This window comes from Polaribacter vadi (assembly GCF_001761365.1).
GTDB lineage: Bacteria > Bacteroidota > Bacteroidia > Flavobacteriales > Flavobacteriaceae > Polaribacter > Polaribacter vadi.
Map to the genome: position 1 here is coordinate 3,504,829 of NZ_CP017477.1, position 14,126 is coordinate 3,518,954.

The following is a 14,126-nucleotide window of genomic DNA, read 5'->3' on the forward strand; positions in this document are numbered from 1 at the left end:
TAAAGTACGTATGTTTGTAGTCCAATTTTTATTAAAGTGATAAATCAAACACATACTATTTTAAAAAACACCTTCGGATATGATAATTTTCGTCCTTTGCAAGAGGAAATTATCAACAGAACCATAGAAGGAAAAGATAGTTTTGTATTGATGCCAACTGGAGGAGGAAAATCGATGTGTTTTCAAATTCCTGCTTTAATTTTTGATGGAATTACCATCGTAGTTTCTCCATTAATTTCGTTGATGAAAGATCAGGTTCAGGCTCTAAAATCAAATGGAATCAAAGCCGATTTTTTTAATAGTTCTATTTCTGCAGAAGAAGAAAATAACGTTATTACCAAAGCAATAAATGGCGATTTGCAACTCTTGTATTTATCCCCAGAAAAATTAATTTCTGTTAGCAATACTTGGCTAAAACAACTCAACATAAAATTAGTTGCCATTGATGAAGCACATTGTGTAAGTATGTGGGGTCATGATTTTAGGCCTGAATATACGCAACTAAAAATCTTTAGAAATTCGTTGCCAAATGTGCCTTTTATGGCGTTGACAGCGACTGCAGATAAATCTGCCAGAAAAGATATTGAGGCGCAATTAGGCTTGAAAAAATCAAAACTATTTATTTCTTCCTTTGATAGAAAAAACTTGAGTATTGAAGTTCGTGGACAAGTTCAAAAAAGAAAAAAACTGCAAGAAATCGCTAATTTTATAGAAAGGCGAAAGAATGAAAGTGGTATTATTTATTGCCTAAGCAGAAAAAATACGGAAGAAGTTGCTAGTTATTTAAAACAAGAAGGGCATTCTGTTGCATTTTATCACGCAGGAATGGATAATGAAGAAAGGGAAAATACGCAAACCGATTTTATAAATGATGAGACAAAAATAATTGTAGCTACAATTGCTTTTGGAATGGGCATTGACAAATCGAACGTGCGTTTTGTAATTCATTATAATTTACCAAAAAATTTAGAAGGATATTACCAAGAAATAGGAAGAGCAGGTAGAGATGGTTTGCCATCAGAAACTGTACTTTATTTTAATATGAGAGATTTTGTTTTGTATAGTCAGTTTGCAGATCAAGGAGCAAATGTTGTGATGCAAAAGGAAAAACTGAGTAGAATGTTGCAGTTTGCAGAAGCAAAATCTTGTAGAAGAAAAATTCTATTATCCTATTTTGGAGAACATTTATCAGAAAATTGTGGCAATTGTGATGTTTGCGAAAATCCACCAAAAGGTTTTGATGGCACAATTTTATCGCAAAAAGCACTTTCTGGAATTGTAAGAATGGGCGAAAAAGACGGAATTACAATGTTAATTAATGTTTTACGAGGAAGTAATAATGCAGATATTCATGAGAAAAATTATGCAACTTTAAAAACTTATGGAGTAGGTAAGGATGTTAGTTTTTTCGATTGGCGAGATTATGTAATTCAAATGGCAAACCAAGGTTTAATTGAAATAATGTATGCTGAAAGTTCGGCTTTAAAAATAACATCCATTGGTTGGCAAGTTTTAAAAGGCGATAAAAAAATACGTTTAACAACACCTGTGGCACCTGCTGATAAAAAGAAAATACAAAAAACGATAAAAATTGCAACTGAAGGTGAAGTAAATAAGGACGTATTTACGGAACTTAAAAAAATAAGATATGCCATTGCAAAAGAAGAAAATATGCCTGCATATATTGTTTTTAGTGATAAAACTTTAAAATTAATGGCAAGTGTATTGCCAACAACAGAAAACGAATTTTTATCAATCTCTGGAGTTGGAATGAACAAAATGGAAAAATATGGAACTGAATTTATGGACGTAATTCGTAAATTTAAAGCTGTTGCCAAACCAAGAAAAGTACCAACAACAAATAAAACATTTAGTTACTATAAAGAAGGATTGAGTCCTGCAGAAATTGCAGAAAAAAGAAGTTTGTCAATTACAACTATTTTTTCTCATTTATCTCAATTATATGCTGAGGGAAAAGACATCAATTTAAAAAAATATGTAACCAATGAAATTATAGATAAAGTGCGTGTTGTTTTCAATCAATTTAATCAAAAAAATGAACTAAAACCAATTTACGAAAAACTAAATGAAGAGGTTTCTTACAGTCAAATAAGAATGAGTATCACTTTAATTTTAAAAAACGAGTAAATTTTTTAAAAACATCAACATAAAAAAACAGCAAGAGATTTAAAAATTAAGTTTAACGTGTTTTTTTAATTTAATTTTTTTTAAAGTTGATAAAATAAATTGCATCAAATAAGATTGCCTTTTACTTATTGATTAAAGCAATCTAATTTTTTATATATTCGCCACATGAAACTAAAATGGTACTTTAGTCTACTTTTAATACTTTCTATTTTTCTTGGTTCTATACAAGAAAATACTTTTGTGCCTAATCAAGAAATCGTTTTAGAATTTGTTGACTTTAAGACTGCAAAAAAAGATATTGATAACACCATTTTTAATGTAAAAGAAAAACTCTTAGAAGCAGGTGCAACAAATATTTTAGTGCAAGAAACTAAAAATGGCGCCTTAAAAATATCCTATTATAGTGTTGTAAATGTTGCTAATATTAAAGAAATTCTTTCAGAAGGTCATTTATTAGGGCTTCATAATCCATCAAAAAAGCAACAAGAAAATTTTCCTTTTTCAAAAAACACATCAACTTATAATTTAGATGTTTATGAGTTAAGTACAGATGTTGAAATATCAAATTTAGATAAGAATGCTATTTTAGAGATTAAGTACGATGCTCAAAGATTTTCAACAAATCAAAATTTTGCATCTTTAGAAAGTGTTCAAGTTAAAGAAGCGAACAAGGTTTTTAAAACATACTATACATTTCATAAAAGTCTTTCAATAGATAAAGATAACAAACCACATTGCAAGCCAGAGGTTAGAGCTGGCCCAATTTACTACAATATATAATCTTTGTAATTGGTGGGTTTTGAATCCTTAAAATCACCATTTTACAATTGAATATACTACATCAATATTCAAAAAAAACATTAAAACAAATCATTGTCAAAAAGTACGAGAAGTTATATATTTGCCCGTTTTAATTTTTTGACTAACAAACAACTATAAATAGAATGCAAAACAAAGGACTTATTAAAGTATTCGCAATCCTTTTTGGATTAGTGAGTTTATACCAATTATCATTTACATTTTTAGCAACAAAAGTAGAAGATGATGCAATAGCATATGCTAAAAATTTACATCCAGAGGAAAATGTAAAAGAAATCGCAAAATCTGAAAGAAAATATTTAGATAGTGTAGCAAACAAAAAAATTATAGATTTAGGAATTGCTTCTTATTCTTATGATGATGTGAAAGACAAAGAGATGAATCTTGGTCTTGACTTAAAAGGTGGTATTAATGCAATTTTACAAATTTCTGTAAAAGAAGTTTTAATCAGTTTATCGAACGATTCTAAAAACGAAGCGTTTAATAAAGCATTAGCAGCTGCAGACGAAGCACAAAAAAATAGTAATGCCAATTACTTAGACTTATTTTTTGAGGAATTTGAAAAAGTTGCAGGAACTACAAAATTAAGTGATCCTTCTATTTTTGGAACAAAAGCTTTAAGCGAAAAGATTTCTTTTGATGAAGGAAATCTTAGTGTTAGAGAAACTTTACAAGAAGAAATTAATAGTTCTATAGGTACTGCTTTCGAAGTTTTAAGAAGTAGAATAGATAAATTTGGAGTAACACAACCAAGTATTCAAAGAATTGGTAATTCTGGAAGAATTCAAATTGAATTACCAGGAGCAAGAGATATAGATCGTGTTATAAAATTAATTACAAGTAAAGCTGAATTACAGTTTTGGGAAGTACATACAAATGCAGAAGTTCAAAACTTTTTCTTTGAAGCGAATGCAAAAGTTGCTGAATTATTAAACGAGAAAACAGTTAACGAACAAGAAAATGATACCATTAAAAAAGATGATATTGATGCTTTATTAGGTGAAGAATCAGATTCTACAAAAGTTCAAAAGAATTTATTTACATATTTATTACCAAATATAGCACAGTCTCAGGAACAAGTAACTTCTTTAGTAGCTCAAGCTAGAGTTTTAGATACTGCAACTGTAAATAATTTATTAAAGAGAAAAGAGATTAAATCTTTATTGCCAAATGAGTTAAAGTATGTTAAATTTTTATGGGATTATAAATCTAATAAAAGTGATGATGGTACTGCTGAATTTATTGGTTTATACGCAATTAAAGGAAGCAGATCTGGAAAAGCTAATATAGAAGGTGATGTTATTTTAGATGCTGGTCAAGTTTTTGATCAACTAAACAAGCCAGAAGTTAGTATGACAATGAATAGCTCTGGTGCAAAACAATGGGCTAAACTAACAGGTGATAATACTGGAGGTTTTGTTGCTGTTGTTTTAGATGATTATGTGTATACTGCACCATCAGTACCTGGAGCAATTACTGGAGGTAGAACTTCTATTTCTGGAGGAAGTATGACAGTTGCAGAAGCAGAAGATATTTCTACAGTATTAAAAGCTGGTAAATTACCTGCTGCTGCAAGAATTATTCAAGCAGAAGTTGTTGGGCCATCTTTAGGACAAGAAGCAATTGATGCAAGTTTTATCTCATTTGGTATTGCTATTTTAATAGTTTTACTTTGGATGATTTTATATTATGGAAAAGCAGGATTGTATGCGGATATTGCTTTAATAGTGAACATCATCTTTATTTTCGGAATTTTAGCATCCTTTAATGCAGTGTTAACTTTACCTGGAATTGCAGGTATTATTTTAACAATTGGTATGTGTGTGGATGCCAACGTAATTATTTTCGAAAGAATTAAAGAAGCATTAAGTTCTAAAAAAGGGTTAAAGCAATCTATAGAAGAAGGTTTCTCTATTAAAGGAGCTTTATCTGCAATTATAGATGCTAACATTACAACCTTATTAACAGGTATTATTTTATATGTTTTTGGAACAGGACCTATTAAAGGATTTGCTTTAACATTAATTATCGGAATTTTAACATCATTATTTACAGCTGTATTTATTACTCGTATTTTAATTGATGGAGCAGTTAACAAAGGTGCTAACTTAACATTCAATACATCAGTTTCTAAAGGATGGTTTGAAAACATTAACATTCAGTATATTAAGAAACGTAAAATTGCTTACGTTATTTCTGGTACACTTATTATCATCAGTCTTATTTCTATTTTTACAGTAGGTTTAAAGCAAGGAGTAGATTTTAAAGGAGGTCGTTCTTATGTTGTGCGTTTTGAGCAATCTATGAATGCTACAGAAGTAGCAGAAAGTTTAAAAGCTTCATTTGGTACAGCTCCAGAAGTAAAAACGTATGGAGATAATAATCAATTAAAAATAACAACAGCTTATAAAATTGATGAAGAAGGGCAAGAAGTAGATGAAGATGTTCAAAATACTTTATACACAGGTTTACAATCTTATTTAGGAACAACAACCTATGAAAACTTTAAACCAGGTTTTGAGAAAAATGGTGCTGGGGTTATGAGTTATATGAAAGTAGAACCTACAATTGCAGATGATATTAAAACATCAGCCTTGTACTCTGTTTTTGGTTCGTTACTAATTGTATTCTTATATATTTTATTACGTTTTAGAAAAATATCTTATAGTTTTGGTGCAGTTGCAGCAGTTTTTCATGATGTTTTAATAGTATTAGGTGTGTTTTCTATAGCTTATAATATTATGCCTTTTGATATGGAAATAGATCAATCTTTTATTGCAGCGATTTTAACTGTTGTTGGGTATTCATTAAACGATACCGTTATTATTTTCGATAGAATTAGAGAATTTACCAACGAAAGAATTGGAAAACGAAATGTTTTAATTAATGACGCAATCAACAAAACTTTAGGAAGAACAATAAATACTTCTTTAACAACTTTGTTGGTAATGTTAGCTATTTTCTTTTTCGGAGGCGATTCTATTAAAGGATTTATGTTTGCATTAATTGTTGGTATTGTTGTAGGTACGTATTCATCTATATTCGTGGCGACACCAATAATGTATGATACTACTAAAAAAGACGATAAAGAATAAAGTCTAAATATTATAATTTAAAACCGTTTTCTTATATGACACTTAAATAAGTTTAGTATAAGAAAACGGTTTTTTCCTTTAACATATACCTATTATATTTGCAATCTTATGAATATTTTAAAGCTTGACGATTTATATTTTAAACCTTATATCCATAAGGATGAAATTACTCGAATTGTAAAAAAATTAGCACACCAAGTAAAAGCAGATATGCCAAAAGACGAAATACCTGTTTTTGTAGGTATTTTAAATGGATGTTTTTTATTTGCTGCTGATTTTATAAGAGAATATAAAGGAAATTGTGAAGTATCTTTTGTGAAGTTAGCTTCTTATCAAGGCACAACTTCCACAGAAAAAGTAAAACATTTGGTAGGTATCAATGAAGACTTAACAGGTAGAACTGTTATTATTTTAGAAGATATTATAGATACAGGCTCAACTTTGCAAGAAATTTATAATATTTTTAAAGATAAAAATGTAAAAAAATTAAAAGTAGTTTCGTTATTTTTTAAACCAGATGTGTATAGAAAAGAACTCCCAATAGATTATATTGGTAAAAGTATAGCAGACAAATTTATTGTAGGTTATGGTTTAGATTATAATGGATTAGGAAGAAATTACGCATCAATATATCAACTATCAACAAAACCTAAAATGAAAAACATCGTATTATTTGGACCTCCAGGAGCAGGAAAAGGAACACAAGCTACATTTTTAAAAGATATGTATAATTTAGTGCATATTTCTACAGGAGATGTATTTCGTTTCAATATTAAAAATGCTACTGAATTAGGTTTATTAGCGAAAGAATATATGGATCAAGGAGATTTGGTGCCAGATGAAGTAACCATAAATATGTTAAAAGCAGAAGTAGAAAAAAATGCAGATGCAAATGGCTTTATTTTTGATGGTTTTCCAAGAACACAATCTCAAGCAGAAGCTTTGGATGCTTTTTTAGCTGATAAAGGCGAACAAATTAATGGAATGATTGCTTTAGAAGTTCCTGAAGATATTTTAGTAACTCGCTTATTAGAAAGAGGTAAAACAAGTGGAAGAACAGACGATACTGATGAAAGCAAAATTAGAAATCGTTTTAACGAATACAATACCAAAACTTCAATTTTAAAAAATTATTTTGCAGATCAAGATAAATATTATGGAATTAATGGAGTTGGTTCTATAAAAGAAATAACAGAAAGAATTGCTGAAGTATTTGATGCTTTGTAAATTATTAAAATGTTTAAACGTTTAGTTGTTTAAACAATCTGAATATTTCAACATTTATATATTTTAACAAGTACACAAATACACACAAAAATGACTGAAGGAAATTTTGTTGATTACATAAAGATTTACGCATCTTCTGGAAAAGGAGGACAAGGATCTGTGCATTTACACAGAGAAAAGTTTATAACCAAAGGTGGTCCTGATGGAGGAGATGGAGGACGTGGAGGACATATTATTTTGCGTGGAGACAAAAATATGTGGACGTTGTTTCATTTAAAATTTAAAAGACACTTTAGAGCAGAAGGTGGTGGAGCAGGAAGTGCAAGTAGAAGTTCTGGTGCAGATGCATCAGATGTTTATATTGATGTGCCTTTAGGAACCATTATAAAAGATGCAGATACAGACGAAGTAATTTTAGAAATAACTGAAGATAAAAAAGAAGTTATTTTATTACAAGGTGGTAAAGGAGGTCTTGGAAACTGGAACTTTAAAACATCTACAAATCAAACACCAAGATATGCACAGCCAGGTATTGATGGTTTAGATGGTTGGTTTAGAATGGAGCTAAAATTATTAGCTGATGTTGGTTTAGTTGGTTTTCCAAATGCTGGTAAATCTACTTTATTATCTGTTTTAACATCAGCAAAACCTAAAATTGCAGATTATGCTTTTACAACTTTAAAACCTAATTTAGGAATTGTAGAACATAGAAATCATCAAACTTTTGTAATGGCAGATATTCCTGGAATTATAGAAGGTGCTGCAGAAGGTAAAGGTTTAGGACATCGTTTTTTAAGACATATTGAGCGTAATTCGGCTTTATTATTCTTAATTCCTGCAGATTCTGATGATATCAATAAAGAATATGAAATTCTTTTAAACGAGCTTAAAAAGCATAATCCTGAATTGTTAGATAAAGAGCGTTTATTGGCTATTTCTAAAACAGATATGTTAGATGAGGAATTACAAGCAGAAATAAAAGAGGCATTGCCAAAAGGTGTGGAAGCTATATTTATTTCTTCTGTTGCAGAAATTGGCTTGCAAGAATTGAAAGATAAACTTTGGAAAATGTTGAATTAATTTGATTTTAAGAATTAAATTCCTTTTAATATTTTTCTAGATTCTAGATAAACAATACGATGTTTTTTTTGATTGATTTCGGTCATATTATCAATTTCGCCAACAATTTCTTTCAAAACTATTTTAGCTTCTTGTTGTTTATCTATTCTCACTAAAAATTCTGATAATTGCAATCTTTCACCATAATTAGAATAACGGATATTTGTTTTTCTGAATTGTAATTCAGCTTCTTCAAAATATTTACAATTTTCCAACGCTATTGCATACATGCAAATAGAACCTTTAAAAGAGGTGTCAAGAGGTATTTTCTTTCCATAATCCACAACTTTACCATAGTCTTTTATTTCAAAATAACATTGTAAAGCTTTGTTTATAGTGTGAGAATTGGTCTTAAATTTACCATCTAAAGCTTTTTCGTAATAAAGAATAGCATTCTTATAATCTTTCTGATTTTTATATTCATCAGCAAGATTTATTTTATTTTGAAAAGTATCTGAAAGCGATAATTTTTGTTCTAAATCTTTAATTTTCTTTGTTGGATTTACAACGTCAGTAAGTTTATTTTTGGTGTTTTTAATATTTGTTTTATTTATTATCTGCGAAAAAAAGTACACTAAAGACCCAATTAAAGGCACAAAAAAGATTACAAAGTACCAGTAGTTCTCGTTTCTGCTTTTATAAACATGAAAGATACAAAATGCTTGAAAAGCAATTAATATATAATAAAACATAGGCTGTAAATATAAGCAAAAAGTGATTTTAACCTATAAATATTTTAGTTTACTTGTTATTAAGAATCGTTAAATGGTAGCTTTTTAAAAATCAAACTTATAAGTAATACCTCCTAAAATTTGAAAACCTTGCACATTAAAATTAGCGAAACGTTGATAATCTGTGTTTAAAACATTATTTACTTTTAAAAATGCAGAAAATTGGTCATTAAAATGATACCCTCCATTTAAGTTAACATCAACAAATGAACTTAAAGTTTGTATACCACTTAAACTAGATGGCGAAACTGAACTATATAAAACATCTTTTCTTTCACCTACATAAAAAATATTTGTGGTTGCAAACCATTTATTCGTTGTGTATTTTGCAGAAAGAGTCGTTTGAACTGTTGGTAAATTCCAAGCTTCTGTCAAGGTTGCCATTTTAAAATTATCATATTGAATGTTTGTTGATAATTCTATATTTTTATTAAAATCGTACGCTAATTCAGCCAGAATTGATGTAGTTTTTACATCATCATAAAAAACAGAAAACGAATTTCCATATTCAAAACCTCTTAATTCAGTTCCGTTTACAGTATTAGTAACTCCATTAGATTTTGAATTGTTTCTTACAAACAATGCTTTGTCTTCCTCTTCTTTTATGTTGGCAGAAATATTAAAACTAAGGTCTTTATTAAGAACGCCATTAAAACCTATAAAAACATTATACTTTTCTGCTGTTTGAGTTATGAATTGAGTTGGAGAAATAAAAGGATTTTCAGTTGTGAAATTTCTATAGGTATTGGTTTTGAAATCGCCAAAAACTCCAGCATACACATTTAATTGTTCTTTAATAATTGTTTTTTGAATTTTGATATCTGGATATATTAAAAAATGATTTACACTATTTTCAGTATCAAAAGAAGCGAAAAGTTTCGTGCCTAATTTCAATGCAAAACCACTAAATGTTGTGTTGTATTCAGGATTTATCTTTGCAGTAAAAATCGAATAATTTATCTCATTTTGATTTTGATAATCTCGCTCAAAAGTTCCGTTTAAAAACTCTAAAGAAGTGTTTACTTTTAAATTATCTAGATTTCTACTGATAAAATCAATAGGTAGATCAAAATTTGTTTTTAGGTTGATTAAAAACTCATTGCTGCTAAACTCATCAGAAAAATAAGAAATAGATAGTTCACTTTTATCAATATAAGAATCTAAAAAATCTAGTTCACCAACTACATTAAAGTAATTATAAGTTTGGTTTTCTTCAATATTATCAATTACGTTATCAGTAAAAGTATTTTCTTTTAAACCATACCAATTGTAATTATTTCTTTCTGTATTTAAGGTTACTTTCCAATCGAAATAACGCTCTTCTTGCTTATAAAAAAGACTTGCTGAAAAGTTAGAGAAATCACTATCTAAAACAGTATTATCAATATTATTAAAAGAAGCTGCATATTTTGTAGATAACCCAAATTCACTTTCATAACGAGTGTGATTATGAATGTAAGCTTCTAAATAGGGAGAAAAATAATTACCAAAACCAGCAGCAATGTAATTGCCATAAATTCGTTCTTTTATACCCACATCAATACCTTTTACAACTCCACTTTTAGGAATAAAAGTAGAGGCAACAGGTGCAGAAAAAATAGCGTACTCCAATTTCTTTTTCTTGCTCTTATCTAGCAATTTTAAAGTCGGATTTTTTTTAATTTTATTTGCGTCTGCAATTTCTGGATTGTAGGTTGTAATTACTTCTACTACTTCTGTTTTTACAGTATCTTTTCGTTTTACAGGAACTTCTGTTTGAGCATTTGCGCTCAAAAATCCTATGGAAATTAAAAATATAAGAAAACCTTTTTTCATTAATTTTTAGTTTGTGGAGTTATAGAATTATTAGTTTTGGCTTCGTTTTCTTTTATTTTAGTAAGCTCTATCTCAGCATCTTTTACAATATCTTCGAATTGTGTAAAATTCTTAATTACGTTTTCTAAAATAAAAGTTGCTTGATACACATCTTTTAGTTCGTAGTAATTTTTAGCCATAATTACATAGCTTTTTACGCCCCAATATTTGTAATTAGAATACGTTGCAATTAATTCTTGCACAACTTTGTTAGATGCTTCGTATTCTTTGTTCAAATTTTTGAAATAAGCATTAAAGTATAAAGTCTCGGCTTTTAATTCTCCAGTTGCAATTTCTTCAACTTGTTTGTAAAATTTTTCTGCTTTTCTTAAATCTAAAGTTATAAAAGAAGTTCTTGCAATTACAGTAGTTGCATCTAACTTCAAATTATCATCTAATTTATTTTTAGCTAATATTTTTTCTGCATAATCTATAGCTAAATTGTAAGCTTTGGTGCTAGAATAGCCTTTCATTAAATTACTTTGAGCATACAAAATGTTCTCTGTAATGTAAGCTTCTCTTTCTAACCTTTCTAATAAAGGAATTGCGCCATAATAATCTTGTCTCTGCAGGTAAATTTGAGATAATTTTGCCAAAACATCTTCGCTAAATTCACTCTGTCCTGCATTTAAAACAACTTTATATTTTTCGATAGCTTCTGAGTATAATTTTTCTTTAAACAGTAAATCTGCTAAATAATAAGTTGCTTTTAACTGATTTTTTCCATTTGGGAAACTGCTTAAATATTTCCTTAAACTAGCAATTGTGCTATTGTTTTTGCCTTCAAAATATTTACGTTCTGCAATTGCAAAGGTTGAATTTTCTAACTCAGAATCAGACACATCAACAAATCGTAACGTGTTAGTCCAACTTACATAGCCATCTAAATTATCCTCATCAACATAAATGTTTTTTGCATTTCTAACAGCCTCAAGAGCATCAGCAGAATTAGGAAATTTACTTGTTGTCAATTTAAATTTCTCTAAAGCTTTTCTGTTTTCATTATCATTATAATACAGCAAACCTTGGCGAACTAAAGCTTTAGGCAAAAAGACACTTTTAGGATGTTTCTCTAACAATCTCTCATAAGCTTCATGTGCTTTTTGGTTGTTTCTAATTTTTGTGTAGGTATTTGCAAGTTGATATAAAGCATCATCTTTTAAATTAGAAGTTGGATATTTATTGACAACATTCGTTAATGCTACAATTTTCTGATCATCTAACTCCCTAAAACCATAACTCATTCCTATTTGATATTGAGCATAATCTGCCTCAGTTCCTTCGTTATTTACTACAGTTTGATACGCCCTTAAAGCCTCTAAATAATTTTTTGTAGCAAAATAACTATCTCCCAAACGAATATAAGTGTCGTTTTTTATATCGATTTCTAAATCTCTTTTTCCCAGAAAAGCTTCGAACGTGTTTGCAGCTTTTTCATAGTTTTTTAGCTTAAAATGTGAGTATCCAATATTGTATTGCAATAAAGGAAAAGCATCACTATTGCTGTTTCTTAAACGATTATTAAAGTTGATGAATTTGTTTAAAGCATCTTCGTAATTTTCTAATTGATATAAGGTTTCTGCTTCCCAATAGTTGGCTTTTTGACTGATTTCGATTTCTGAAGAACTTTTTCCCTTCACAAAATAAGGCAATGCTTCTTGCAATTTTTGCTCATTAAATAATTGAATACCTCTGTACAAAGAAACTTCGGATGCTAATGCAATATTTTCTTGGGTATTTTTTTTGGATAAAAATACCAAAGCACCTTCAAAATCTTGCTGATTTATAAATGATGAAACCACCAATTCATTAATCTCAGTATAAGAAGTTGAATTTGGGTAGTTCTTTAAATAATTCTGTAAAACATCTGTAACGTTTTCAAAAGGATTGCCTTCTTCATAACTTAATTTTACGTAATTTAAAGCAGCATCTTGTTGAATTTTAACATTAAAACTCATTTCACTTGCAGTTTTAAATGCATTTAAAGCTTCCGTTTTTTTATCAATATTTAAATAACATTCAGCTAAATGATAATACGCATTTTGCGAAACTGTATTTTTTTCATCTATAATTTTATTAAAATAACTAATGGCAGCTTCAAAGTCGTTTTGTTTGTAATAAGCATATCCTAATTGATAATAATCTGTGTTATTTAATTTACCACCTTTACCTGTGTAACCTTTTAAATATGGAATCGCTGCTGCATATTTTTTTAAATTGAAATAACTTTCGCCAATAATTTTAGAAATTTCTGAAATGTCATTTCTTCTAGCAGTTTTTAAAAGTTCTGTACCAACTTCTATACATTTTTCAAATTCACCAGCTTTAAAACTAATATCTAATAAGTAATAAGAAATTTCTGCTTTGTAGGTTTTGTCATTTTCAATTTGCTTTAAAGTTGAAGCAGCAATGCCATAATCTTCTAGTTTATAGGCGATATAACCATAATAATATCTAGAATCATTCCCATATTTAGCGTCGTTTATTAAAGGTAGAAATTTATCTTTAGAAAGTTCGTAAGCTTTCGCAATTAACAAACCATAACCCATTTTAAAATTTAATTCCTTTTTATTTTCTTCGGATAATAAGTCTGTATTTACTTTTTCGTACCATTTTAAAGCGTGAGCTGCTTTTTTATTGGCAAAATAATAATTAGCAACATTAAAAAAAGCTTTGTTTTTTTTATTGCTTGTTGGGTTTTCATCAACAAAATTTAACACTTTTTCATCTGCGGCTGTTTGGTTTAACCTTACAGCACACATAGCATCATAATAGGTTGCATCTGCTTTTAAACTAGAACTTTCTTTTGCTGTGTTTTGTACTTTTTCAAATCCTTTTTGAGCAGCAGCATATGCTTTATCATTATAAAGTTTTAAAGCGTTATTAAAGTCTGAAACTATATTTGCATCAACAACCGTTTGTTGCGAAAACATCGCAAAAGAGGCTGTAAAAAAGATACAAGATAAAATATGTTTTTTGATAAAACGAAATTTCATACAATTGTTGTTGGTTATTTACTTACTTAACGAACATTTTTAGATTTTGTTGGCTTACCACATAAAAAATGTTCAAAATAATTTACATCAAAAGTAAGAATTTTTCAAATTTTATGTTCTAAAATCAATAGAAACTA

At 28.8% G+C, this 14,126-nt stretch carries 8 protein-coding genes; 5 read left to right on the top strand and 3 right to left on the bottom strand.

Going from position 1 to position 14,126, the window contains the following annotated elements; genetic code table 11:
* The first annotated feature begins 36 nt into the window (after positions 1-36).
* The 5 genes from recQ (at position 37) to obgE (ending at position 8,369) form a co-directional block, all read left to right on the top strand.
* Positions 37-2,148, top strand: coding sequence for a DNA helicase RecQ (gene recQ / locus LPB03_RS15115; protein ID WP_065320291.1), 2,112 nt, complete (start codon positions 37-39; stop codon positions 2,146-2,148).
* A gap of 165 nt (positions 2,149-2,313) precedes the next feature.
* Positions 2,314-2,928, top strand: coding sequence for a hypothetical protein (locus LPB03_RS15120; RefSeq protein WP_065320290.1), 615 nt, complete (start codon positions 2,314-2,316; stop codon positions 2,926-2,928).
* Positions 2,929-3,092: 164 nt separating this feature from the next.
* Entirely contained in the window at positions 3,093-6,062 is a 2,970-nt protein-coding gene (secDF, locus tag LPB03_RS15125; protein WP_065320289.1) for a protein translocase subunit SecDF, read from the top strand.
* Positions 6,063-6,170: 108 nt separating this feature from the next.
* The gene (locus LPB03_RS16535) at positions 6,171-7,289 is read left to right on the top strand and encodes an adenylate kinase (protein WP_083187331.1); all 1,119 of its coding nucleotides are present in this window, start codon (positions 6,171-6,173) and stop codon (positions 7,287-7,289) included.
* 90 nt (positions 7,290-7,379) lie between these two features.
* Positions 7,380-8,369 (top strand): GTPase ObgE, encoded by a 990-nt coding sequence (gene obgE / locus LPB03_RS15135; RefSeq protein ID WP_065320288.1) that lies wholly within the window; start codon positions 7,380-7,382, stop codon positions 8,367-8,369.
* Between the two features lie 14 nt (positions 8,370-8,383).
* Here obgE and LPB03_RS15140 read toward each other — a convergent pair whose 3' ends face one another.
* From LPB03_RS15140 to LPB03_RS15150, 3 genes are all read right to left on the bottom strand, one after another.
* Complete coding sequence (locus LPB03_RS15140; RefSeq protein WP_065320287.1) at positions 8,384-9,100, bottom strand: hypothetical protein; 717 nt, start codon at positions 9,098-9,100, stop codon at positions 8,384-8,386.
* An 84-nt stretch (positions 9,101-9,184) separates the two neighbouring features.
* On the bottom strand, positions 9,185-10,954 hold the full coding sequence (locus tag LPB03_RS15145; RefSeq protein WP_065320286.1) for a porin family protein: 1,770 nt from the start codon (positions 10,952-10,954) through the stop codon (positions 9,185-9,187).
* Positions 10,954-13,989, bottom strand: a complete 3,036-nt coding sequence (locus LPB03_RS15150) for a tetratricopeptide repeat protein (RefSeq protein ID WP_083187328.1) — start codon at positions 13,987-13,989, stop codon at positions 10,954-10,956. The genes LPB03_RS15145 and LPB03_RS15150 overlap by 1 nt, the downstream gene beginning before the upstream one ends.
* Positions 13,990-14,126: the final 137 nt, after the last annotated feature.